The following is a 24,728-nucleotide window of genomic DNA, read 5'->3' on the forward strand; positions in this document are numbered from 1 at the left end:
CCACGTCAGTGTAAGCATAGTAAATCAACACGTCGGCCACATCCGCATTGGAGATCCAGGTCTTGGAACCGTTGATCAGCCAGTGATCCCCCTTGTCCACGGCCGTGGAGGTCATGGCCATGACGTCCGAACCGGCGTCCGACTCCGTGATGCCGAACCCCCCGATCAGATCGGCCGTGCACAGTCCCGGAATGTATTTCTTTTTCAGGGCTTCCGCACCGTAGGTGAATATGGTGAAGGCGCAGCCCAGCACCTGCATGTTCACCTGCACACGCAGCGAACTGGCCGCCCGGGCGATCTCCTCGGTGACGATCATGGCCGCCAGCCAGCCCATGTCCTCGCCCTCGTATTCCTCGGGAATCACCGTGCCGAAAAAGCCCAGCTGGCCCATGGGCTTGATGGCCTCCTCGTAGGGAAAGTAGTGGTCCTTGTCCCACTGGTCCGCGTTGGGGGCGATCCGCTTGGTGGCAAACTCGCGCACCGCTTTGCGCAGCATCTCCAGTTCCTTGGTCAGCTGAAAATCCATGAGGTCTCCTTTATTTTTCCGCTTAGATGTTGTTTGGGCTAATCGGTGATGGATTCGTAAAGAGTCGTATTCCAGACGGTTTCGTAAAAAACCCGAGATCAAGGCTTGCGGGCCGCGGTAGCGAGCTTCAGCGAGTGGTCAGCAAATTGATTTCATCCTTACGGCGAACATTCATGTTCCATCCCGAGGAATGAGGCGTACTTATGGTACTCTGCAGTGACGAGGGATGAAGCGTAACGAAGATATCGGAATTTTTACGAATCCATCAATCGGTGACACGGTCAACCAGTTCTAAAGCTGTTTCCAGAATGGCTTTTTTAAAACGGACTGCCAGCGCCGCCTTGAGCATGTCCATTGAGACTACGCGCTCTTTTTTGGCCAGCAAGGCCAGACTGGCTAACGCCCAGTCCTGGGCTTTTATTTTCTGGGCCTTGAAATCCACTTCCTGCACCGTGGCGCCGGTTTCGGGAAGCGTCACCCCGGCGGCCTTGATGATCAGGGTGTCACCGCCCAGCCGGACCAGCATTTTTTTGCGCCGCCCCACCCCCTCGTCGGCCAGGGCCACCACCACATTGGGCCGCTCGATGCCCGTATAGTCAACCGGCTGGGCGGACAGCACCATCTCGCTGACGGAATGACCGCGAAGCACGGTGATGGGGTAATCGTTTTTCAAGGTGGCATGCCATCCGCCGGTCATGCCGGCCAGGCAGAAGATCTCGCCGGCGGTGACGATGCGCTGTCCGGCACTGCCCAGAATGAGGACTTCCTGGCGACCGCTGGCCGGCGGCTGAAAGCGCGCCTCTATTTTAGCCGGCCTGGCCGGTGTGGGCAACCCAGCGGCTACTTCCCGGTAGCCGCTACTGTATTCCTTGCGCTGGTTTTCAGGCACCGGGCCCTTAAAGTGGGGCAGGTTGGCCAAGTCAACGTCGATACTCTTGGGCGTAATTTTATTGCGCTTGGTATAGCGGCCCGGACACATGCCCCACATATCGACGACGGAAAACCCGTCAAAGCTGATGGCGGCGACCATCTCATCCACCAGGTCCGACGCATATGAGGAGGTGCGGGACACGAAGGCGGCGCCGGCCGCTGCGGCAAGCTGGCAGATGTCTACCGGTTTTTCCAACTGGTTGAGAAACCCGGACCCCACCACGGCCTCCTGGGGAGTGGTCGAGGAACACTGCCCGCCGGTCATGCCGTAGTTGAAATTGTTGAGAATCAGCAAGGTGAGGTCGATGTTGCGGCGGCAGGTGGAGAGCACGTGAGCACCGCCGATGCCCAACCCCCCGTCGCCCATGGTGACAATGACTTTCAGGTCCGGACGGGCCATCTTCAGCCCCATGGCATAAGTTAGGGCCCGGCCGTGAAGACCGTGAAAAGCGTGTGTATTGAAAAAGGTATCGAACAGCCCCGAGCACCCGATATCGCTGACGATGACCACCTGGTTGCCATGCAGGCCCATTCGCTCAAGGGCCTTGTCCAGGGTTTGGACGATGCGTTCATGACTGCATCCCGGGCAGAAAACCGGCGGGCGGCTGGTATTGATCAGACTGCTCATTTATATCACCTCCCTGATCTGTTCCGGTTTGATCAGGTTGCCGTTCATCTGGCCCAAAAAACTGACCGTCTTGCCGGGCAGCAGCCGCTGGATTTCCCGCACGTACTGCCCCATGTTCATCTCCGCCACCACGACCCGGTCGTATGCGGCTGCTGTATCGACAATCAGCCGTTCCGAAACCGGCCACAGGGTCTTGAGAATCAGCAGGGAAACCGGCTTGCCGGCCGCTCTGGACGCGGCCACCGCCACCCGTGCGGCACGGGCGGTGACACCGTAAGCCACCACCAGGGTCCCGGCATGCGGGTCCAGGTCCTGCTCGAAAAGGGTGAATTCATCGACATGGGCGTTAAGCTTCTTCTCCAACCGGATCTGGAAGGCCTGGATTTCGTCAGGATCCACGGTGATGTATGCGTTGACCCCGTGCGTTGAGGAGGTTTGACGCACCAGGGTTTGATCGCCAATAGGCAAAAATTCCGGGGCAATGTCGTCGCTGGGGGTGGCAAAGGGAAGAAACGGTTTAGTCCGGTCTGCCGTTTTGCGGGTGACTATATCCGGCAGGTCGATGGCATCGAGATCGACGCTTTCACGCGTCATGGCGATCTCTTTGTTGGAGGCCAAAAAAACCGGGCAGCGATACTGCTCGGCCAGGTTGAAGGCGTGGACGGTGAGCCGGTAGCAGTCGGCCACGTCCACCGGCGCCAATACGATCACCGGCAGGCCGGAGCTGGATCCCCAGCGCATGAACTGGATGTCCCCGTCCGCCCCTTTGGTGGCGGAACCGGTGGAGGGCCCCAGCCGCTGGACGTTAACGATGACAAGGGGGATCTCGCTGCCGATGGCAAAGGAGATCTGTTCGCTGTAAAGGCTGATGCCCGGTCCCGATGTAGCGGTGAGCACCTTGTTGCCCGCCATGGATGCCCCCAGGCAGTAGCCGATGGACGCGATCTCATCCTCACCCTGAAGGCAAACACCGCCTTCCGGGGGCAGGTATTTGAGCATGGCGTTATAGACGGTGGTGGCCGGTGTGATGGGGTAGCCGGCAAAAAACCGGCAGCCGGCAGCCAGGGCCCCCAGTGCGACCGCCTCATTGCCCTCGATGAAACTCAGTGCCATTTCAATCCTCCGAAAATATATTATCCTAAATTTGATCAAATTTAGGATCAAACGAATCCACCCATAGCGAACCCGAATTTGGGTGTCAATAATTTTAAATTTAAACGGAGAACGTCAAAGGAATTCGAGGCACCCACCCCATGGTTCGGCGTGCCGCATCATGGGGCGGGCGATGGTTAGCGGAAGGACGGTTATTTGAACAGTTTTTCGCTCTGCCGGTAACCTTCATCGACGTAGGACTTGAAATTGTTGCGGCTGGTCTTGTATGCGTCGACGCAGCTGTCGCAGATATTGCGGCTTTCGCCGGGCATCCAGTCAGCCTTTTCCATCATGGTGTTACCGATCTTCTCAACCTGGTCCTGGAACTGCACCGCGGTCTCAAAGGCCGTGTTAAAAAGCGTTTGATTGAATTTGATCATTTGCGGAATGACGTTTTTCTGGTCCACCTGGAGCCTCCTTATTTGTTGTCGCTGGTTTTTTTGGCTTTGGCGGGTGTCGCCGCCTGGGGTGCATCCAGCATTTTTTCATAAACGACAAAACACTGGTCGACATAAGCACTGAACCGTTCGCGCTCCTGTTTCATGAGCGTGCGCCAGTTTTCAAGAGTTTGGCGGCTTTCCTGGGGTACCCACTCAGTCTGGTCCATCAACCGGTCTACGGTCGTGGACGTTTGTGTCTGTGCAAAATCCCACATGTTCTGAAAATTGTTGACGGCTTGTTTTTGATAGGCAAGCATCTGTCGGGTGACGTTCATGGCATCCATTCGGTTTTCCTCCTTTTTTTAAGAACAGTTAGTTTAATTGTGCATGGCAATGAACTAAATATTGCCATTTGGCGACCATATTCTGTTCATTTTTGGGATAATGTCAAGAAAAATATTGCATTGCAACATAATAGTGCGGGCTGTTTTTCCGGCGGTCAACGGCATTGATGGCATACGGCTGTCTCAACGATCGGGTTTGGGCAAACCCGGTGTTTTTGCTTGCATACTGAAGGCCAATGCGCTAACTTAAAGGTTCATGCAATGCCCATCTGGCTGTATTCTCTATTCACGTCTCCCGCTGTGAATCCAAACTGTCTCCGCACTTTCACGATGAACGAACGCTATCAGAACTGACCGATTGCCATCCTTCGATGGGTGGGGCATTTTTTACTACAATTATTTTTTACTCGTTTGGCGATGGGCAGATCGTGAACCCTTTGGGGGCGAACGTTGCCGTAAATCAAGATTAGCGATGATGTGTGCGCTACCATTCGGGTCCGCGCGATCAAATCTGCGCAGGGGGTGTGACATGAAAGACCAGCAGGAGCAGCAGCAACCTTGTATGAATGAAGACGAAGCAGACATGGACAAATGCCAACGCAGATCTGAGCGGCGCAGCCGGAAATGCGAAGGTTATTGTTATATAGAGATGGTCGGCTGGATGGATCGTCGTGAAAAATGCCGGCGGGACGATGACCGTTTCAACGAATGATTGCTTTGGATCACAGAGTCAGCGTCCGTCCATTAAAATTAGATTGCGACGCGTTCTGGGGTCACCGCAATATTGGTGCATTGCAACATTTAGATATTGACAAGGCTGCCCGGCGGCTTATAATGGACACCGACGAACATGCGCGCGCCAGCATATGGGCGGTTCCCACAGCGAAGCCAAGGCCCTTCAAGTCCTTCGATTGAGCGGATGAAAGGTGTGCTTTGCTTTGTGGCCGAGAGACCGGTGTCACAACCACACGGCCGCATCTCGGCGTCGCTGATGGTTGCAACCCGCGATTGTGTGTCGTAACTTATTTATGAACCATTACAATGGAGGGAACGATGATGGACAACAAGCAAATCGCCAAACAGATGATCCAGTTCAACAAGGCGCTCTTCGACAACAGTTTCAAGGCCATGACCATGGTGGTCGAGCAGAATGAAAAAATGTTCGAAACCTTTTTGACCCAGGCCACATGGCTGCCGGAAGAGGGTAAAGGTGCCATCCAAAAATGGGTGTCGGCCTATCGCACCGGCTGTAGTGATTTCAAGAAACAAATGGATGACAACTACGCCAAAGTTGACACCTTTTTTGACAAGGTCTGAAGGTCTGATCGATCATCGGCACAATGGGAACGCACCGCTGCCGTGCGGCCCCGATGTCTGCCAAAAGAAGGAAAGTAATAAGGAGAACCGTATGCCGGGCGTAAAAAAACACCCCACTGCCGCCACTGCCATGGAAGACCAAGTCAGCGGTGCGCTTTCTGTTTTACAAAACGTGTTGTCTGCATCCCAAACCTATCTGAAGGGAATGTTAAATTATACGGACAGCTTTTATACCCCCTATCTGCTTGCAACCCAGTATTTTCAGCAGGCAGAGGCGCTTCATTTGTCGGAAAACCCGCCGGCGGATAGCGTGGATGCCTACCTGGGTCTGCTGGAGAACAATATCGAACTGATGGCGCGGAGCTTGAGCGGCAGCGCCCAGATGATGGAAAGCTATGCCCGAAATGAGGCCGACGGGTTTGCCGAGGCCCTGCAGCAGAGTTTCTTTGAATTCAACCCCACCAAGCTGGCAGAATTTACCGCACGGCAGGCAGAATTGCTGGATCTGGTGGTCAATGTCTACCCCAAAGCCATCGATGCCATCGAACCCGAGTATGGCTTTCATTTCGAGCGCGGCGATCATATATTGGCGGATGAAACCGATCGATTTTTGCTCTACCGGGTGGCCCCGTCACTGCCAGGTGTGAAAACGAGGAGCGACGCCAAACCGGTTTTGATCTTACCGCCTTATGTACTGGGCGCCAATATCTTGGGTTTTTTACCTGGCGAGCAGCGCAGTTACGCCCACTGTTTTTCCAATCAGGGTTTTCCCACCTACATCCGAATCCTCAAAGAGATCGACACCACGCCTGCCCTGCAGACCATGAGCGGGGAGGACGATGCCTTGGACACCCAGCGCTTTTGCCAGACCATCTTGAAAGCCCATGGCAAACAGGTGACCCTCAACGGATACTGCCAGGGCGGTTACAATGCCCTGTGCAATCTGCTCAGCGGAAAATTGGACAACCTGGTGGATGCGTTTATCACCTGTGTGTCCCCCATGGACGGCACCCACAGCAAAGGCTTGGCCCGCTTTCTCGCGCGCCTACCCCAGCGGTTCAATGATCTGGACTATGGCACCAAAACCCTGCCCAACGGCAATCAGGTGGCCGACGGCAAGCTGATGGGATGGGTCTATAAACTTAAAAGCATCGAGCAGGAAATTCCCGCAGCGGCTTTTTACCGTGATCTGATGATGTTTGCCCGCCAAAAAAATGGAGATCCACAGATCAGCAAAACCGCCGCCGCACTTAACTATTGGCTCCAGAACGAACGCAACGATCTGCCCCTGGAGATCACACGCATCAGCTTTGCCTCGTACAATACACCCATCACCGCAGATGGCACCTTGCCGGTGCGCCTGTTCGGCGGCAAACTGAATCTGAAACGCCTCAAAGAAAAAAATATCCCCTGGTTGATCTGCTACGGCACCCATGACGACCTGGTGGAGAAGGAGACCGCCCTGGCGCCCCTTGACCACGTTGACGCCGAGGTGACGCCCTTTCCCAAAGGGCATGTGGCCATCGCCACCTCCTGGTCCTCTCCGCAGTCCGCCTGCGCCCTGCACACGCGCTTTGGCGAGGGGAATTATCGCGGCCCGGTGCGCTATCACATGGACCTGGATGGGGCCCTCGACGAAGCCAAACACCAGGCGGCCAACGCATCCCAGCCACAGCCGATAGCACCCGCCCAACCAGAGGCCGGGAGTGCCGCACCAAAACCGGCTAAAAAGACCGCAGCCGCTCGTAAAACAACACCGCGCAAAGCGCCGGGCGCCGACAAAAAACCGCCCAAAGCCGCACTGGCGGCAAAAAAGAAGCCCAAACCTAAGGCCAAGGCAACTCCGGTAAAAACAAAAAAGACTGCTGCATCCCGTGCCAAGGCAACTAAGCCGGCCAGTCCCCGCAGAGGGAGTAAACCGAAATAGCGGTTACCCTGGGATCGGGATGAGGCCATAAAGGGGATGTGAATCACATGAACACTCAGTTTTTTGAATTCTGGGGCAACTTCCTGATCAATGTCGCCAAGGGGCAAAAACAGCTCGATGATATGTCGACCTGGATGAAACAGGGATATAACGATGCAGATGACCTGGCCTCCCTGTTTCGTCGTTGTTACGGACTGAACGCGTCGGATACCGGCACCGCCCAGGACCCGCAAGCCTGGCAGGAAGCCGTTGGCGAATTTCAAAACACCTTCACCCAATTTGCCACCCAATGGGGATGGGTGCCACAAGCGGAGCATCAGCAGGCGCTTGAAAAATGCGCCGCCCTTGAAAAACAGGTTGAGGCGCAGCAGGCCACCATCCATCAATTGCGGGACCTACTGGCCCAAAAAGGACTCGGATACAGTGAGCTGCTGCAACACATGCAAGGGTCCCTTAAAGATCAGAGCGATCAGTTTCAGGCGCTGATGGAGAACATTCGCAGCGCTTTCAATGACAAATCTTAAGCTTAAATAAACATCGCAGCCGTGCCGCAGTGCCGACCGGGTGCCAGTGAATAGGAATAGACGCCTGCTGGCCGGCACGCGTCGAACAATCATGGGGAAGAGGTGGAAAAATGCTGGAAATTAAAGATTCTGTGGCTGTTATTACCGGTGGTGGTGGCGGCATAGGCTTGGCGCTCGCCAAACACTGGGTGGAAAACGGCGGCAAAGTGGTCATCGCCGATGTTGCTGAAGCGATGTTGAAACAGGCGGAAACCGAGCTTAAGGATTTAGGTGCGGACGTCGTTTCGGTGGTGTGCAACGTGACCGATGAAAACGATTGCGCCAGGCTGGCCGACACGGCCATCGAAACGTTCGGTCAGATCAATCTGGTAGCCCCGTTTGCCGGCATCATCAAGGATGGCTTGATGCTTTCTCCAGACAAGGAAACCGGCAAGGTTACCAAGAAAATGCTTTTGAAGGATTTTCAAACGGTCGTCGATATCAATTTGACGGGTGTATTTCTGACAGTCCGCGAATGCGCCGAGCGCATGATCAATCACAATTGTAAGGGATTGATCTGCCTGATTTCCTCCACCGGCAGTCTGGGAACGGCCGGCCAGATCAATTATTCATCCACCAAGGCGGCCATGTCGGTGATGCCCAAAGTGATCACGGCCGAGTTTTTCCGCCGCGGCCTGGGCGATAAGATCCGTTGCGTGGCCGTTGCACCGGGTTATGTGGGCACGGCCATGGTAAAGGGCATGAATCAGAAAGCGCTGGATTATATTACCGGCCAGGTCCCCATCGGGCGCTTGATTGAACCTGAGGAAGTGGCCGCATTGGTCGGGGATATTTATCGCAATGAGGCGCTGGCCGGGGAAGTCTTCTTTATCCACGGCGGACTGCGCTTGGGCTCCAAAGGGTAGCGCCACGCAAGACCCCTCACCAAAAAAGGGAAAAATGTCCTCTATGAACAAGAAAAACGAAGATCCTTTGGGAATGGCGACGATGCTCAACACCTGGATGAAATCCATGGGCGACATGTGGGGGAACATGGCCGGTCAATGGGGTGCCGCCTCAGGGCATCAGCAGGCCGGTGCAGAGGCGGGTTATGGAACCAACCACAAAACCCAGGCGGCCATGGCCGCTGCCCTGAAGAACTGGCAATCCATGGCCGGTGCCATGGCGGCGCCGGAATCCATGACCGCGCTTTTAAAAGGCAGTGGGGCCATGCCGGAGGTTTTGCTCAAGCTGGCCCAAACCTCCATGGGTAGCTTGATCGAACTGCAGCAGAAGATGATCCAGCGTGTCGGACGGATGGGTCAATCGGTCGATGCGTATCAATTCCAGGACATCGATGAGAACATGTTTCGCGCGTGGACCGATATCTATAAAAAGGAGTTCCAGCAGTTTTTCCAGATCCCACAGCTTGGCCTGATGCGCACCTACCAGGAAAAGGCCAATCAGGCGGCCGATAAGTACAACCTGTTTCAATCCATATTGTCTGAATTTTTAAATTTGCTGGGTCTTCCCTTCAACCGATCCATGCAGGTCATGCAGGAAAAATTGGGTGAAATGGCCGAAAAGGGTGAGCTAACCGAGGACACCAAGGTCTATTACAACATGTGGGTAAAGGTGTTGGAGGGACATTTTATGACCCTTTTTCAAACACCTGAATATGTGGAGACGCTGACCCGCACGGTCAATGCCCTGGCTGAATATTCGGCCGCACGGAATGCGGCCCTCGAAGATATGTTAAGTGCGCTGCCCGTGGCCAAAAAGACCGAAATGGACGACATGGCCCGGGAGCTCTATGAATTGAAAAAGCGTCTTCGACGGCTTGAAAAAGCTCAAAAATAAATAGCCGCTTATCCCTTGGCACTGTTAGCGCGAAACCGATGCAGCTGTTGAATGGTCCCGCACCTGACGCCGCTGAATATCGAGATTGGTAACGTGCCTCAACCCAACAACCCGGCTCCCAAGGGGGTAGTTCATGTCGCAAACCAAAATTCCTGTGGATCTGATTCTGTCGAAATTGGCGGAAGATGCCGAAAAGGCACAGTCCCGCGCCCATAAAGCATCGGAAGTATTATTGGACGATCTGGATACCGAGATAGCCCAAACCCCATATGAGGTCGTTTACCAGGAAGACCGGGTCAAACTGAAACATTACCTGCCCCGCACCGAGATCCGCTACCAAACCCCGCTTCTGGTGACCTACGCGTTAATCAATCGTGAAACCATGCTGGACCTGCAGCCCGGACGCAGCGTGGTCGAACGTTTTCTGGAGGCCGGAATCGATCTTTACATGATCGACTGGGGCTATCCCACACGCAAAGACCGTTTCCTGGGCTTTGATGATCACATCAACGGCTATATGGACAATATCGTCGATTTTATACGCGAAAAACACGCGCTTGAAAAAATCAACCTGATGGGTATCTGCATGGGCGGAACCTTTAGCGTCATCTACTCCGCCCTGCACCCGGATAAAATAAAAAATCTGGTCACCACGGTCACGCCCACCAATTTTGACACGAAAAAGGGACTGCTGCACGTGTGGATGGAACATCTCGATGTGGACCGCGTGGTGGACACCTACGGCAATTTGCCGGCAGATATGATGAATTTGGGTTTTCTGCTGCTCAACCCCGCACGCTTGATGATCGATAAATATGTCGGTTTCATGGAGAACATGGACAACAAACAATTCGTCGAAAATTTCGTGCGCATGGAGAAATGGATTTTTGACAGCCCCGACCTGCCGGGGGAGGTGTTTCGTCAGTTCATCAAGGACTGCTACCAGGGCAACAAGCTCATCCAGAGCAAGCTCGAGGTTGATGGCATACGGGTTGATCTGAAGAAGCTGACCATGCCGCTGCTCAATATCTATGGGAAATACGATCACCTGGTGCCGCCCGAGGCCTGCGAGCTGTTGGTCAAGCATGTGGGCAGCACGGATACCGAAGACCTCTGCCTGAACACCGGACACATCGGCATTTATGTCAGCTCAAAGTTCCAGGAGGCCTTTGCACCTAAAATCGCCGGCTGGCTCAAAGAGCGAGATCAGGATCCCAAAAAAAAGTCACCGCGCAAAAAAACGACGACGACCAAGTCGTCTGCCGGGTTGAAAAAAGCCGTGCAGAAGGCCAAACCCATTAAAAAAGACACACGACCGGCGGCCAAACCAAAATCACCACGATCCAGCACTGTGAATAAAGCGACCAATGGGTAATACGGACAAACCACACCAGTAGGAGGTACCCGATGACCAGGGAGACGGACTATTTCAAAACCTTTTGCAAAATCAGCAAGGCCTTCGGTACGGCTGCAGGCAAGACGGAGTTGCTGAACTTGATTGTCGACAGCGCCATCAAGACCATGGAGGGCAAGGCCGCCTGCCTGTTTTTGCAGGATGAGAAGCAGGATGTCTTCGTACCGATGGCCCAACAGGGTCTGTCCGAAACCTATCTGCACGCCAACCCCATCCAGGCCAAACGGGTGGTAACGCCCCTGCAAAAGGAGGGGTACCTGGCCTTTCCCGATGCCACGTCCGATCCGCGCCTGGAAAACCACGCGGCCAAGAAGGCTGAGGGCATTGCCTCACTGCTGACTGTTCCTGTTACGGTAAATGACCGCACCATCGGGGTGCTGTCACTGTATACCGGCTCCCGGCGCGAGTTCAAACCCGATGAAATTGAATTTTTGCGCGCATTGGCCGATCAGGGGGGGATCGCCATCGAACACAACCGCCTGCTCCGGCGCATGCAGAAAAACGCCATGCTGTTTTTAGAGTTGGCCTCCAACATCAACTCCTCTCTGGATATCCAGAAAGTGCTCAGCAACCTGACGGAGAACATCTGCGACACCCTGGGAATGAAGGGAGCGCTCATCCGCCTGATGGACGAAGACACCGGTTCCCTGAAACTGATGGCCAGCCATGGTCTCAGCCCGGAATTTCTCGAAAGGGGCGCCATCACCACCACGGAAACCGCGGCACGCGCCCTGAAAGGGGAGACCATGGTTATCAGCGACGCCACCACGGACAAGCGTATCCGGTTCAAAGATGCCATAAAAAGCGAGGGTATCGTCTCCATGATCGTGATCCCCATTCTGGCCCGGGACAAGGTGATCGGCGTGATGCGTCTCTACAGCGATGTGCAGCGTGAATTCCCCGCCGATACGATGGTGATGGTGGAGGCGCTGGCCCACCAGGGCGGCCTGGCCATCCAGAACGCCTCCATGTATCTGAAGCTCCAGGAAGACAAGAAAAGCCTCGAGGAAGACATCTGGAGCCATCGCTCCTGGTTTTGATCGCAATGACAATCGAGGCTGCCGCCTGTTGGTGCGCAGATGCCTTCATCAGACGCTTTTCATCCTGTATGGCTTGACAACCGAATGGGCCAGACCGATTTTGTGAGACGGGAAGCTTAATCCCCTTGCGAAAGGATCGGTTGTCATGACCTCGATGATCATATTCATCAGTTTGGCGTTTTTATACGGCGCCCTTAAAGTTATTCTGGAAAGGCGCTTGGCGCCGCTGGATGTCGTCGGTGAAGAAGGGGATCTATCGGATGCGGCCTTTTCCAGCGGGTGCAGCGTGTACGCGCTCTTTCAGCAGGCCGGAGATGTGTGGCCCTTCTCCAGAGACAGGATTGAAAGCGACTTCAAAATCTATCTGCACACGGGGGATATACCCGGATATGTTCGCCAGTTTCTCAAGACCCAACCTGCGCGGGCAAGGGACCGCACCTACAGCAAGCTGATCTTTTCCGGCGGCCGGCCGCCTTACCTATAGTTGGCTGTGGGGCGTCAGACGTTGAAGCGGAAGTTGATGATATCCCCGTCACAGACCGCGTAAGTCTTTCCCTCCAGCCGGACGGTTCCTTTTTTGCGGGCCTCGGCATAGGTCCCGGCGTCCATGAGGTCGCCGTAGGCCAGCACCTCGGCCCGAATGAACCCCTTTTTGATGTCCGAGTGAATCACCTCGGCCGCATCCACTGCCTCGGTGTCCCGTCCGATGGTCCAGGCCCGCACTTCGTCTTCACCCACGGTGAAAAAAGAGATCAGCCCCATCAGGTCGTAGGAGCGCACGATGACCCGATCCGTGGCCGATGCGGTGATGTTGAACTCGGACAGGAACTCCTGTGCCTCGTCGTCGGACATCTGGGCCAGCTCCTGTTCCAGTTTGGCCCGGATCACCATGCACGCCTCCCCGTCGGGCAGGGCATCAGCGCCGGGCAGGGCATCGTCCTCATCTTCGTTGTTAAAGAGAATCAGCATGGGTTTGGCCGAAAGAAAGGCAAATCCGCGAAGTAGTTTGGCCGTGGCGAGTTCGGGAATCCGGCGTAGGGGTGTTTCATTGTCCAGATACGCCTTGCAGCGGTCCAGCAGCGCAATCTCCTCGGGATTGGGTTTTTTTCCCCTTCGCTCGTCAAGGGCCAGGCGTTCCAGGCGTTTTTCGACCACGACCAGGTCGGATATGATCAATTCCTGGTCGATGGCCGCCACATCTTCCCTGGGTGTGGGCGCATCGAAGCCGTAGCCGCTGAAATGGCGCACCGCATGGATCAGGGCGTCGCAGTCCCGCACCTGGGTCCAGATGCTCTGGTCCTTCTTGGCGGCCCCGCCGTGATCCCCCTTGCCAGGCAGGAAATACTCCACCTGGGTGAAGATGGTTTTGCGCGGGTTGTACATCTCGCTTAAGATCTCCACCCGCTTGTCCGGGACGGTGATCGTGCCGATGCGGCTTTCCTGGCGGTTGCCGTCGGCGGCAACGCTGCGGGTCAACGCTTCGAAAACAGTGGTTTTGCCCGACTGGGGCAGGCCGATGATACCGAGTCTCATGGTTGTTATACTCCTGGTTAGAATTTTGGCCTTCTCATATCCGTGTGCATCCGTCAAGGCAACAAATAACGCAGGGGGTTTGAAAAACCGATCTAAAAGGGCTATGAATCGGCCATGGATTCCCATCTTTCATCGGTTCCCTGGCACACGCTCGCCCTGTGGCAGGAGGCCAACGCCTGCCTGGCGGACACCATGCAGCAAAACCAGTCGGTGCTCGCTGAACCCCACCGGCAGGCCCAGCAGATGCAACGCCGTCTTGAATGGATCTTTCCCTTGATGGACCGCTTGTGCCGGAAAACCTGTCCCGACTGCAAGAACATCTGCTGCCGCCGGGCATGGGTGTGGGCCGATTTCAAAGATCTCCTCTTCCTCCACCTCGCCGGCATCCCGGTGCCCGATCAGCAGCTGCTCGACCGACAGGGAGACCACTGCCGCTATGGAAGCCCTGACGGCTGCCGATTGGATCGGATCCGGCGCCCCTTTGTCTGCACCTGGTACCTGTGCCCGGCACAGACACACATCCTGAGAAAACGGCCGGCGGAGATGCAGATCCTACAGGAGTCTTTCAAAAGAATTAAAGGACTTCGGCAAACGATGGAAATGTCATTTATTCGGGCCGTGACCTGAACGGGGATGCACCGATTCAGGGCGGAATCCCTTCCGTTGCATAAGCCGGAGGACTCCAGAGCCAAGGCGCCAAGGGTGAAGCCGCAGCAATTCTACTGCGAGCCCGTGGCAACACAGGATCTGGAGTCCTCCGGCTTATGCAATCAGGGGGTAATCTCTTCCTTGAGCATACAGCAGGCAATTTTATAAGGCAGTTTACCGCCCACCGCATGAGGCAGGTTTCGCGGCTGGATGATGCGGTTCATGACACATCCTTCGGGGATGAGCAGGGGAAACAGGTCCGACTCGTTCACTTTGGCGGTCTCCACCAGTCGGTTATCGCGAATGTCGAGGCTGTGCAGGGGGTAATCCTCGCACAGGGGGCACCGATAGACCCGGCCGTTGGGGAAGATGAAGTAGTTGTCCGCAACCAGTCCAGCGCATTCGAAAGGGTCCTGTGGGTCCAGGAACACCTTGGGGAAAGTGACGGTAATTCCCCGCCGGGCGGCGGCTTCGGCCACCGAAGGGATCACCGCCAGCCAGGTGTCTCGATTCACTTGGGAAAGGGTCTTCACGCGTTGGGCATCTTCGGTCCACTGCCCCCGAACACCGATGACCTGGATGAAAAAGCGGTCCACACCCAGCGACGCCAGCAGGGGCGGCATGCGCTGCAGATGATCGATGTTGGCCCGACTCACCGTATAGATCAGGCTGACGGAAAAACCATGCTGTTTTGCGGCCAGAATGCCTTGGGTGCACTGCTTGAAACTGCCGTCACCGCGCAGGGGGTCGTTGACCGACGGGTCGGGTCCATCCAGGCTGAAGCTGAAGTAATCCACCTCCTCGGGCGTCACTCGGTTCAGGATGTCGTGAAAAAGGTACCCGTTGGTGTCGATGGTCACCGATGCGTAGCCCATCTGTCTGGACCGTTTAACGGCAAGGGACAGGTCCGGGTGCAAGGTGGGTTCGCCACCCAGAAAGATCACGTTGGGCGATGGATGCCGATGGGCAAACAGCGCCAGCCAACGGTCGATGGTCTCCATGTCAAGCGTATTTCGGCCGTGCTGATCGGGATTGATGTAGCAATGGCGGCAGCGAAGATTACAACGGGTAAGGAGATGAAAGAAGATGTTGGCTGAATGACGGGTAAAAGAAACGGTTTTTCGCATAGGGTCACTGCAAGAATTAATTCCACAAGGTTGCGCCGAATGTGGGTATCTACCAGGCATCTCCGCCGGCACATATCGGGATATATGCCGGCGGAGGTAACAGCCGTGGACAGGCCTGAATACAAGCAAGATGTGGAATTAATTCTTGCCGCGGCCCGCCCCTACATCGATTTCATGAAATTTTCCAGGTCGGCATCGTCGTCCGTATCCGTGTTTGGACTGGCTGCACCACCCAGGCGCCGTACCTCCTTTTTAGCCCGGATCAGCTCTTCGTTGGTGAGACGCAGGCGGTAGGTCATGTATTCGGCGAAAATCCGGTAGAGCAGCAGCAAAAAATCCAGTCGCTCGTCCTTTTGCTCGGAAGTGGCGAGCCGGTTGCCGGCCGAGGTGTCCACGGCCAGGCAGATAGTCTTGCCATCGGAGAGCACCGTGGCGCTGCGCGTCTGGTCGTCGATGATGCGCATTTCACCGAAGATTTCACCTTTTTTGTTGATGCTGCTGATCTCCTCGCCTTCTTTGGTGATCCGGATTTTACCGGACAGCAGAAAGTAGAGCCAGGGATCCATGTCACCTTCCTGGATAATGGTCTCACCGTCTTCGTACTGGCGGATTTTGCTGAGGCGAAGCAGTTTGCCCAGATTGCGGGTCTCGAAATGCTTCAGCGCCGATATAGACATAAGGCGCTGTATATTCTCAATATTTTCCTTAAGGTATTTGGACTCAATCATGGAAACCCCCCGGGGCGATAACGATTCTTTGATGGTCCTATGCAACGTATTCTAATGTGACTGTACTAGAAAGGCAAGCTTCATAGTCATCATTAACGGAACACAAGCCTACTGTCAAAACCCAGAGCGCAAATGTCGGATCTTTATTTTACCTCCATGCAGTGCTTGGACAGGTTCTCATCGAACTGAACCGGGTAACACCCGTCGAAGCAGGCCTTGCAGAAATGGTCCTCCGGGTTTTGGATGCCGGTGGATGAGAGCAAGCCCTCCAAACTCAGGTAGTTCAAGGTGTCCAGCCCTAAATGCGTGCGAAGTTCCTCCACACTCATTCTGGCCGCAATCAGTTCCCCCTTGGTGGAAAAATCGATGCCGTAATGGCAGGGAAACCGATGGGGCGGCCCGCTCACCCGCAGGTGAATCCGCTTGACGCCCAGCTCTCGCAGGGCCTTGACCCGGGTCTTGACCGTCGTGCCCCGGATAATCGAATCTTCGATGATGATGATGTCCTTGCCCTTGAGCAGTTCCTTGATGGGATTGAGTTTTACCCGGACCCCAAAATCCCGCATGCTCTGTGTGGGTTGGATAAAGGTTCGCCCCACGTAGTGATTGCGGATCATGCCAGCCTCGAAAGGGATGCCGCAGGCCTCCGAATAACCCAGGGCCGCATAGGTGCCCGAATCTGGAAAGGGCATGACCAGGTCCGCCTCCACCGGGGACTCTTCGGCCAGCCGTCGGCCGTGGGCTTTTCTCGTGAGGTAGACGTTGTGGCCGAAAAAGGTGCTGTCCGGTCGGGCGAAGTAGATGAACTCGAAAATGCAGAATGAACGGCGCTTGGGGGTTTTGGTGTGGATGCTTTTGACCCCCTCGCTGTTGATGATGACGATCTCACCCGGTTCCAGTTCCCGGACGAATTCCGCCTGCACCAGATCCAGGGCGCAGGTTTCAGATGCCAGCACCCACGAGCCATTGAGTTTGCCCAGGCACAGGGGTCGGAAGCCGTGGGGATCCTTGATGCCAATGATTTCTCCCCGGCTGGTGAGCACCACCATGGAAAAAGCCCCTTTCAGCCGAGCCACAGAGGCTTTGAGCGCCTCCTCGAAGCCCAGATTCAGGCTGCGCACGAAAAGGTGCAGAAACACCTCGCTGTCCATGGTGGTCTGGAAGATGGAACCGGCATCCTCAAGTTCCGCTTTCAAATGGTGAGCATTGACCAGGTTGCCGTTGTGGGCCACGGCATAAGCCCGCTTGCGGTGTCGCACCACGAGGGGTTGGGCGTTGGCCACCACCGAGCTTCCGGTGGTGGAGTAGCGCACGTGCCCGATGGCACTGGGGCCGCTAAGGCCTTCCAGGATATCCATGTCGAAAACGTCGGGAACCAGCCCCATGCCCTTGTACTCATCAATGGCGCCATTCTCGGCAACGGCGATGCCAGCACTCTCCTGGCCACGGTGCTGGAGGGCGTAAAGGCCGAAATAACACATTTTGGCCGCATCCGGGTGGTCGAACGCCCCGAAAAGGCCGCAGGCTTCGCGGGGTTTGTCATCGCTAATGAACGCCCGGCTCATGGTCTGGGATGGTTTCATGGTCATTTGCCTTGCAGGGCTGGAGGTTTTATATGGCAGACCGGCATGGTCCGCTACCCATGGTAATCTTGAATGGCCTTGACTTCAAAGGGTTTTTCTCTCAGTGCGCTGACCGCCCGGCACACCGCCAGCGCGCCGGCGGCGGTGGTGGCGTATGGCACCTTGAATTTGAGGGCCGCCCGGCGGATGGTATAGCCGTCCCGGCGCGGTTCGTTACCAGTGCCGGTGTTGATGATCAGCTGTATCCGGCCGTTCTTGATTGCATCGGCGGCATGGGGTTGGCCCTGGGACACTTTGTTGATTCGTTCGGCTGGGATGCCGTTGGCACTGAGATGGGACCATGTGCCGTCGGTGGCCAGGATATCGAACCGCATATCGGAAAATTGCATAGCCACATCCAGAATGGCCGGCTTGTCTTCGTCGCCCACACTGATGAAGACCGTTCCAGACAGGGGCAGGCGCTGACCAGCCCCCAACTGCGCCTTGGCATAGGCCAGGCCGAAATCGGTCCCGATACCCATCACCTCCCCGGTGGACTTCATTTCCGGCCCCAGCAGGGTATCCACATCCGGGAAGCGATCAAAGGGAAGCACCGCCTCCTTCACCGACTGGTGCCGGGGGACCACCTCTTCGGTGAGTCCCAGTTCGGCAAGGGTTTTCCCCAGCATGACCTTGGTGGCCAGCTTGGCCAAAGGGATGCCGGTGGCCTTGCTGACGAAAGGAATGGTCCGGGAAGCCCGGGGGTTGACCTCGATCACATAGAGCTGGTTGTCTTTGATGGCGTACTGGACGTTCATCAGCCCCACCACCTTCAGTTCGGCGGCCATGGCTTTGGTGGCCACGGTGATCTGGGCGATCATCTCGCTGCCGATGCTGTGGGGGGGCAACACGCAGGCGGAGTCGCCGCTGTGGACCCCGGCCGCCTCGATGTGTTCCATGATGCCGCCGATAATGGTGGTGGACCCGTCACAAATGGCGTCCACATCCACTTCCATTGCCGCTTCCAAAAACTTGTCGATGAGCACCGGGTGACCCGGGGAAGCCAGGATGGCCAGCCGGGTAAACGTCTCCATATCCTTGGGATCGTAAACAATCTTCATGGCCCGCCCACCCAGGACGAAGGAAGGGCGAACGATCACCGGATAGCCGATGGTATCGGCGATGGTCAGGGCCTCTGCAATAGAAAGGGCTGTGCCGTTGGCCGGCTGCATGAGGCTCAGCTTTTTCAGCATAGCCTGGAACAGCTCCCGGTCTTCAGCCCGGTCGATGCTTTCCGGCTGGGTGCCCAGGATGGGAACGCCCTCTGCGTGCAGCGGTGTGGAGAGATTCAGTGGAGTCTGGCCGCCGAACTGGACGATGACGCCGGCGGGCTTTTCCTTCTCCACGATGTGCAGCACATCCTCTCGAGTCAGCGGTTCGAAGTAGAGTTTGTCCGATGTGTCGTAGTCGGTGCTTACCGTTTCCGGGTTGCTGTTGACCATAATGCTCTCCACGCCCATCTCCCGCAGGGCAAAGGAAGCGTGCACGCAGCAGTAGTCAAACTCGATACCCTGACCGATGCGGTTGGGTCCGCCGCCCAGAATCATCACTTTTTTACGATCCGAGACCCGGGCTTCGCATTCGGTTTCGTAGGTGGAATAGTAGTAGGGCGTGGCGGCCCGGAATTCCGCCGCGCAGGTGTCCACCAGCTTATACACGGGCCGGATGCCTAAAGCTTTGCGTGTCTGTTCGACCACTTTTTCCGTACTGCCGATAAGATGGGCGATCTGGACGTCGGAAAAGCCGAAGGCCTTGGCCCGGGCCAGTATGTCGGCGGTGAGGGGGAATAAACCGTCCTCTGCCGGCGTGCCGGACCGGCCGGCCGTCTCGGCGGCCTGTATCAGGTCCTTTTCCATAAGGAAAATCTGCTCCAGCTGGAAGAGAAACCAGGGATCGATTGCGGTCATCTGGTAAATCGTCTCAATGGACATGCCCGCCTGAAGGGCTAGGTGCAGGTAGAACAGCCGCTGGGAGTTGGGGATGACCAGCTTCTGTTCGATCTCGTCCAGGGAGGGTAACGCGCCATCCGCCTCAGGTCGGTCCTTGCCGTCGGCACCGAAACCGAAGCGGCCGATTTCCAGTGAGCGCAGGCCCTTTTGAAAGGCCTCTTTGAAGGTCCGGCCGATGGCCATGGTTTCACCCACCGACTTCATGGCGGTGGTCAGCAGATCCTGGGTTTCCGGAAATTTTTCGAACGTCCAGCGGGGAATTTTAACCACGCAATAGTCCAGGGTAGGCTCGAAGGAAGCCAGTGTCTCGCCGGTGATGTCATTGGGGATTTCGTCCAGGGTGTATCCCACGGCCAGTTTGGCGGCAATTTTGGCAATGGGGAAGCCAGTGGCCTTGGAGGCCAGGGCGCTGCTCCGCGACACCCGCGGATTCATCTCCACGACGATCATATCCCCGTTTTGCGGATTGACGGCAAACTGGACATTGGAGCCGCCGGTATCCACCCCGATCTCGCGCATGATGGCCAGGGAGGCATCCCGCATGGCCTGGTACTCCCGGTCCGTGAGGGTCTGGACCGGGGCCACAGTGATGGAGTCTCCGGTGTGCACGCCCATGGGGTCAAAATTCTCGATGGAGCAGATGATCACCACATTGTCAGCGTGGTCCCGCATCACCTCCAGCTCGTACTCCTTCCACCCCAGCACCGACTCTTCCAGCATGACCTGATGGGTAAGACTGGCGTCCATCCCCGATTTGGCAATATTTTCCAGATCCTCGGGATTGTAGACCACGCCCCCGCCGGTGCCGCCCAGGGTATAACTGGGCCGGATGATCAGCGGAAAGCCGATGTCGTCGGCAATCACGCGGGCCTCTTCCATGGTGTTGGCGATGCCGCTGTGGGGAATGCGCAGGCCGATGCGGTTCATGGCCTCACGGAAACAATCCCGGGATTCGGCCTTTTCAATGGCGTCCAGGCAGGCACCGATGAGTTCCACGCCGAACTGTTCCAGTACTCCCTGCCGGGCCACTTCCACGGCGGTGTTCAACCCGGTCTGCCCGCCCAGGGTCGGCAGCAGTGCGTCGGGACGCTCCTTTTCGATGATCTTGGCCACGACCTCCGGGGTGACCGGTTCGATGTAGGTGCGATCGGCCGTTTCCGGGTCGGTCATGATGGTGGCAGGGTTGGAATTCACCAGCACCACCTCGTAGCCCTCTTCTTTTAAGGCCTTGCAGGCCTGGGTGCCCGAATAGTCGAACTCACAGGCCTGGCCAATGATGATTGGGCCGGCACCGATGATCAGGATTTTATGGATGTCCGTGCGTTTGGGCATTTGATTAAGCGGTTCTCATCATGTCTTTGAACTGGTCGAACAGGTAAGCCGCGTCGTGCGGCCCCGGCGATGCCTCCGGGTGGTACTGGACTGAAAAGGCCGGCAGCCGGCGATGTCGGATGCCTTCCACAGTGTTGTCGTTCAGGTTGATGTGGGTGACATCGACGGCATCGGCACCCAGGCTATCCATATCCACGGCGAATCCATGATTCTGGGAGGTGATCTCCACCTTACCGGTAACCAGATTCTTGACCGGCTGATTGATGCCGCGGTGACCGAATTTCAATTTGTAGGTACGCCCACCCAAAGCCAGGCCCAGAATCTGGTTGCCCAGACAGATGCCGAAGATGGGCAACCGTCCCAGCAGTTCCTTGACCGTCTGGACGCCGTAGACGACCGGTTCCGGGTCGCCGGGACCATTGGAGAGAAAGAGGCCGTCCGGCGCCATGGCCATAATGGCCGATGCATCGGTTGCGGCCGGGACGACCACCACCTCGAATCCCACCCGTTCCAGGCATCGGGCAATATTGTACTTGAGTCCGAAATCAATGGCCACCACCAATGGGCGCGCCCCCCGGTGCTGCCAGATGCCGGCATTCAATTTCAAGTCGTCGGCCAGCATTTCGGGCTTGCCGCCGTTCCAGCGGTAAGCCCGAGTGGTCGTGACTTCCCGGACCAGGTCCATACCCACCATGCTGGGAATGGCATTGGCACGCCGTGTCAGGGATCCGGAATCCAGATCAGAAGTGGAAATAATGGCGCGCATGGCGCCGCCATTGCGGATATGGCGGGTCAGGGCACGGGTATCCAGTCCCTCGACACCCAGCACACCCTGACCGGCAAGGTAGTCGGCAAGGGATTGCGTGGATCTGAAGTTGCTGGGAAACGGCTGGTATTCCCTGACCAGAAAAGCGGCCACCTGAATCCGTGCGGACTCCACATCTTCATCGTTGACACCGTAGTTGCCGATCAGCGGATAGGTCATGGTGACCATCTGGCCGCTGTAGGACGGGTCGGTGAGCACCTCCTGATAACCAGTCATGCTGGTGTTGAACACCACCTCACCACTGGCTTCCCCTGGGCCGGTAAAGGATCGGCAGGCAAAGGTGCGGCCGTCCTCGAGTGTTAATCGTGCTTCCATTGATAACCGTCTTGTTGCGCGGATCTGGATCGCCGCGAGCCTAAAAAGTCCTGTGGTCAATTACCACATCTGCCCGGCAAATCAACCCCCTTTAACGTGAGACGCTGGGCAACTACCGTTTATGCATGGTCCAGTGTCGTTCAGGCGGTGGAGAGACAGCCGATCACGGTCAACAGTCAAAGGCCGAATGACCGGGTGCAGCGACAAATCCATTTTATCATGAAAAAGGGCAGGCACGCGGGCCTGCCCTAACTTTCATCTGATGGGGGACATTTTTTTAGCTGCGGCCCCTAACCCATGGGACTATTCTCCACCAGATCCCAGATCCCGCAGGGGCATGCACCGGCACAGAATCCGCAGCCGATGCATCGGTCCGGGTCCACCACATATTCGAAGGAGACATCCCCCAGGGCCTCGCGGCTGATGGCCGCCTCCGGACACATGGCCACGCAGATACCGCAGTCCCGGCAGGTGCCGCAGGAGGAGCACTGGGAACCGCACTGGTCCATATCTTCATACTGAATAATCCGGGGGTCCAGGTATTCCAGGGAAATGCGGTTGATGTCGATAACCATCTTCCGGTCCGCACCGGGCCGCTTGCCGGCCAGAATTTCCGAGATGGTTTCGGCTGCCCGCCGCCCGGCACCAATGGCGTCGGTGAGCAGTCCGGGCCGCACCGCGTCACCGATGGCATATACTTTGGGGTTGGATGTCTGGTAATCCTCGTTGACTGCCACGAAGCCACGCTCCGTAGCCACGTCGCCCGGAAGGAATTCCAGATCCGGCGCATCGCCGATGGAGACGACCACCGTGTCGGCGGGGATCAACTCCCCGGTTTCCAGCTCCACGCCCTGGTCGGTGATTTGGCGGGTAAACACCGGCCAACGGAATATGGCACCCGCCGCCTCGGCGTCTTCACGCTCCTTGCCGAAGCTGGCCGGCTCCTGGACGTCCAGCAGGGTAATCTGCCTGGCGCCCAGGCGGGCCGCCTCGGTGGCCACGTCGCAACCCACGTTGCCCGCACCGATGATCACCACCCGGTCGCCCGGTTTGACCCGGTTTTGCTTGGCATCGGATAAAAAATCCATGGCCGTGATTAACCGTTCCTTGCCCGGAACAGGCAGGGTCCTCGGCTTTTGTGCACCGGTGGCCACGATCACAAAATCGTAATCGGCAATCAGTTGGGCCATATCGGACTGGTTCAGCTGCTGATGGAGGTGAACATGGGGAATCACCTCAGCCGCCCGTGCCAGTTCGTTCCCCACCACGTCGGCAGGGATTCGGCTATTGGGGATCACCGACGCGATCTTGCCGCCCAGCGTGGGGGCGTTGTCGAACACGACCGCCTCATGGCCCAACCGCCGCATCTGCCAGGCCGTAGAAATGCCGGCAGGCCCGCCGCCGACCACGGCGATGCGTTTACCGGAAAGGGGCGGCAGCTCCGGCATGCTGGCATTGATGCTGGCCCGGCCCAGTTGAGACACGTCCACCGGCGTCATAAAAGCGGACCCTTTGGTACAGGCGGTCATGCAGGGGTGGGGACACAGGTAACCGCAGACGGAGGCCGGGAAAGGGGTGAAGGCCAGGGCCAGGTCCACCGCCTCATCCACCCGTCCCTCACGCACCAGCCGCCAGCGCTCCTGCACCGGAATCCCTGACGGGCAGGTGGATTCACAAGGGGCCTTGAATTTGCGGTTTTCCCACACGGGAACGAAGCGCCGCAGGTCAGCGTGGGTGATCAGCGGAATGGCGCTGCGGTCAAGGTCGGTGAGGTCACCGACGATGCCGCCTTTGCCCAGCTTGACATCCCAGACGTTTTTCCTGAAATCGGCCATGGAACGCCGTTCGACACCATTTTTGTCCTGGGGCGATCGGGCGGCGATCAACTGCCACGCTTCACGGACCGTCAGGCGCTCGAGCAGTTCCAACCGGTCGATGGCCGCCAGAAACCGTTCAAGCCCGTCGGTCAGCCATTTCCAGGTGTCGTCATCGATGGGCATCATCTTGGCATCGGCATGACTGAAGCCCTGATGCGGGCCGCGAAACAGCACGCGACCGCCCACCATGCCCACCATGGGGCGGTGTCCCAATACATTTTCAGGATTCTGGGGTTCATGGCCGCAGATCACAGCCACACCACCGGCCATGAACTCGGCGAAATAGTCCCCCGCAGACCCCAGCACCCAAAGCTGGGGCGGCTCAAAGCGGGGGTTGAACTTGGTCATGGTCATGCCCCGGGCACCGATATTGCCGGCAATGTATACATGTCCCTGGGCCATGCCATTGGCCACGCCGTTGGAAGCGTGACCGTGAACGGTGATCGTGGCACCGGCGTTGAGCCAGCCCACGTCGTCAGAGGCCGGACCCAGCACATCGATAAACGTACCCGGATATCCCATGGATCCCAATCGCTGGCCGGCATAGCCGTCGATTTTGACGTGCACGGACTCGCCATCGGACCGCCAGAGACGGCCACCGATGCCGTGCTGGCCAAAGGCATGAACGACCAGCCGACGTTGGCCCGATAGAACGGCCTGTTGAATCCGTTCTTCGAGGACCCGTGAGGCCAGGCGTTCCCCGTCACACTTTCCCAATATATTGAAAGGCTGTCTGTTTTCCGTCATCGC

22 protein-coding genes are annotated in these 24,728 nt (G+C 56.9%); 10 read left to right on the forward strand and 12 right to left on the reverse strand.

Translation table 11 applies throughout. The features are described 5' to 3' along the window. The 5 genes from QNK41_RS00630 to QNK41_RS00650 form a co-directional block, all read right to left on the reverse strand. On the reverse strand, positions 1–526 hold a 526-nt coding region (locus tag QNK41_RS00630; RefSeq protein WP_319252693.1), incomplete at its 3' end, for an acyl-CoA dehydrogenase family protein. A gap of 265 nt (positions 527–791) precedes the next feature. Further along, a complete protein-coding gene (locus tag QNK41_RS00635) occupies positions 792–2,084 on the reverse strand; it encodes a thiamine pyrophosphate-dependent enzyme (RefSeq protein ID WP_319252695.1) in 1,293 nt (430 codons plus the stop codon). Continuing rightward, the gene (locus QNK41_RS00640; RefSeq protein WP_319252697.1) at positions 2,085–3,197 is read right to left on the reverse strand and encodes a pyruvate flavodoxin/ferredoxin oxidoreductase; all 1,113 of its coding nucleotides are present in this window, start codon (positions 3,195–3,197) and stop codon (positions 2,085–2,087) included. A 191-nt stretch (positions 3,198–3,388) separates the two neighbouring features. Further along, on the reverse strand, positions 3,389–3,643 hold the full coding sequence (locus QNK41_RS00645; RefSeq protein WP_319252699.1) for a hypothetical protein: 255 nt from the start codon (positions 3,641–3,643) through the stop codon (positions 3,389–3,391). Positions 3,644–3,654: 11 nt separating this feature from the next. Continuing rightward, the gene (locus QNK41_RS00650) at positions 3,655–3,960 is read right to left on the reverse strand and encodes a hypothetical protein (RefSeq protein ID WP_319252701.1); all 306 of its coding nucleotides are present in this window, start codon (positions 3,958–3,960) and stop codon (positions 3,655–3,657) included. Between the two features lie 529 nt (positions 3,961–4,489). On the opposite strand from QNK41_RS00650, the gene QNK41_RS00655 reads away from it, so the two are divergent. The 9 genes from QNK41_RS00655 to QNK41_RS00695 all read left to right on the forward strand — a co-directional run bounded on the left by QNK41_RS00655 (position 4,490) and on the right by QNK41_RS00695 (position 12,505). Next, positions 4,490–4,672, forward strand: coding sequence for a hypothetical protein (locus tag QNK41_RS00655; protein WP_319252703.1), 183 nt, complete (start codon positions 4,490–4,492; stop codon positions 4,670–4,672). Between the two features lie 341 nt (positions 4,673–5,013). After that, positions 5,014–5,277 carry a hypothetical protein gene (locus tag QNK41_RS00660; RefSeq protein WP_319252705.1) on the forward strand — a complete coding sequence of 88 codons (264 nt, stop codon included), beginning with the start codon at positions 5,014–5,016 and terminating at the stop codon, positions 5,275–5,277. A gap of 91 nt (positions 5,278–5,368) precedes the next feature. Then, complete coding sequence (locus QNK41_RS00665; RefSeq protein ID WP_319252707.1) at positions 5,369–7,204, forward strand: alpha/beta fold hydrolase; 1,836 nt, start codon at positions 5,369–5,371, stop codon at positions 7,202–7,204. A 47-nt stretch (positions 7,205–7,251) separates the two neighbouring features. Then, entirely contained in the window at positions 7,252–7,728 is a 477-nt protein-coding gene (locus QNK41_RS00670; protein ID WP_319252710.1) for a hypothetical protein, read from the forward strand. 110 nt (positions 7,729–7,838) lie between these two features. Beyond that, the gene (locus QNK41_RS00675; protein WP_319252712.1) at positions 7,839–8,633 is read left to right on the forward strand and encodes an SDR family NAD(P)-dependent oxidoreductase; all 795 of its coding nucleotides are present in this window, start codon (positions 7,839–7,841) and stop codon (positions 8,631–8,633) included. A gap of 43 nt (positions 8,634–8,676) precedes the next feature. After that, positions 8,677–9,567, forward strand: coding sequence for a poly(R)-hydroxyalkanoic acid synthase subunit PhaE (locus QNK41_RS00680; protein ID WP_319252714.1), 891 nt, complete (start codon positions 8,677–8,679; stop codon positions 9,565–9,567). A gap of 133 nt (positions 9,568–9,700) precedes the next feature. Beyond that, a complete protein-coding gene (phaC, locus tag QNK41_RS00685) occupies positions 9,701–10,942 on the forward strand; it encodes a class III poly(R)-hydroxyalkanoic acid synthase subunit PhaC (RefSeq protein ID WP_319252716.1) in 1,242 nt (413 codons plus the stop codon). A gap of 32 nt (positions 10,943–10,974) precedes the next feature. Continuing rightward, positions 10,975–12,021: a GAF domain-containing protein gene (locus QNK41_RS00690; protein ID WP_319252718.1), complete on the forward strand. Its 1,047-nt coding sequence runs from the start codon at positions 10,975–10,977 to the stop codon at positions 12,019–12,021. Positions 12,022–12,166: 145 nt separating this feature from the next. Then, entirely contained in the window at positions 12,167–12,505 is a 339-nt protein-coding gene (locus tag QNK41_RS00695; RefSeq protein ID WP_319252720.1) for a hypothetical protein, read from the forward strand. Positions 12,506–12,519: 14 nt separating this feature from the next. Here QNK41_RS00695 and QNK41_RS00700 read toward each other — a convergent pair whose 3' ends face one another. Further along, positions 12,520–13,554: a DUF933 domain-containing protein gene (locus QNK41_RS00700; protein ID WP_319252722.1), complete on the reverse strand. Its 1,035-nt coding sequence runs from the start codon at positions 13,552–13,554 to the stop codon at positions 12,520–12,522. 114 nt (positions 13,555–13,668) lie between these two features. On the opposite strand from QNK41_RS00700, the gene QNK41_RS00705 reads away from it, so the two are divergent. Continuing rightward, positions 13,669–14,181 (forward strand): hypothetical protein, encoded by a 513-nt coding sequence (locus QNK41_RS00705; RefSeq protein WP_319252724.1) that lies wholly within the window; start codon positions 13,669–13,671, stop codon positions 14,179–14,181. Between the two features lie 143 nt (positions 14,182–14,324). Here the strand turns inward: QNK41_RS00705 and QNK41_RS00710 are convergent, their stop codons facing one another. The 6 genes from QNK41_RS00710 to QNK41_RS00735 all read right to left on the reverse strand — a co-directional run bounded on the left by QNK41_RS00710 (position 14,325) and on the right by QNK41_RS00735 (position 24,725). Beyond that, a complete protein-coding gene (locus tag QNK41_RS00710; RefSeq protein WP_319252726.1) occupies positions 14,325–15,329 on the reverse strand; it encodes a radical SAM protein in 1,005 nt (334 codons plus the stop codon). Between the two features lie 161 nt (positions 15,330–15,490). Further along, positions 15,491–16,057, reverse strand: a complete 567-nt coding sequence (locus tag QNK41_RS00715) for a cyclic nucleotide-binding domain-containing protein (protein ID WP_319252727.1) — start codon at positions 16,055–16,057, stop codon at positions 15,491–15,493. Between the two features lie 143 nt (positions 16,058–16,200). Beyond that, positions 16,201–17,640 (reverse strand): amidophosphoribosyltransferase, encoded by a 1,440-nt coding sequence (gene purF / locus QNK41_RS00720; protein ID WP_319252729.1) that lies wholly within the window; start codon positions 17,638–17,640, stop codon positions 16,201–16,203. A 53-nt stretch (positions 17,641–17,693) separates the two neighbouring features. Next, on the reverse strand, positions 17,694–20,960 hold the full coding sequence (gene carB / locus QNK41_RS00725; RefSeq protein WP_319252731.1) for a carbamoyl-phosphate synthase large subunit: 3,267 nt from the start codon (positions 20,958–20,960) through the stop codon (positions 17,694–17,696). Between the two features lie 4 nt (positions 20,961–20,964). Further along, complete coding sequence (gene carA, locus QNK41_RS00730) at positions 20,965–22,101, reverse strand: glutamine-hydrolyzing carbamoyl-phosphate synthase small subunit (protein WP_319252733.1); 1,137 nt, start codon at positions 22,099–22,101, stop codon at positions 20,965–20,967. A 290-nt stretch (positions 22,102–22,391) separates the two neighbouring features. Continuing rightward, entirely contained in the window at positions 22,392–24,725 is a 2,334-nt protein-coding gene (locus QNK41_RS00735; RefSeq protein ID WP_319252735.1) for an FAD-dependent oxidoreductase, read from the reverse strand. Positions 24,726–24,728 lie beyond the last annotated feature (3 nt).

Origin of the sequence: Desulfosarcina sp., assembly GCF_033791525.1 — a bacterium.
GTDB lineage: Bacteria > Desulfobacterota > Desulfobacteria > Desulfobacterales > Desulfosarcinaceae > Desulfosarcina.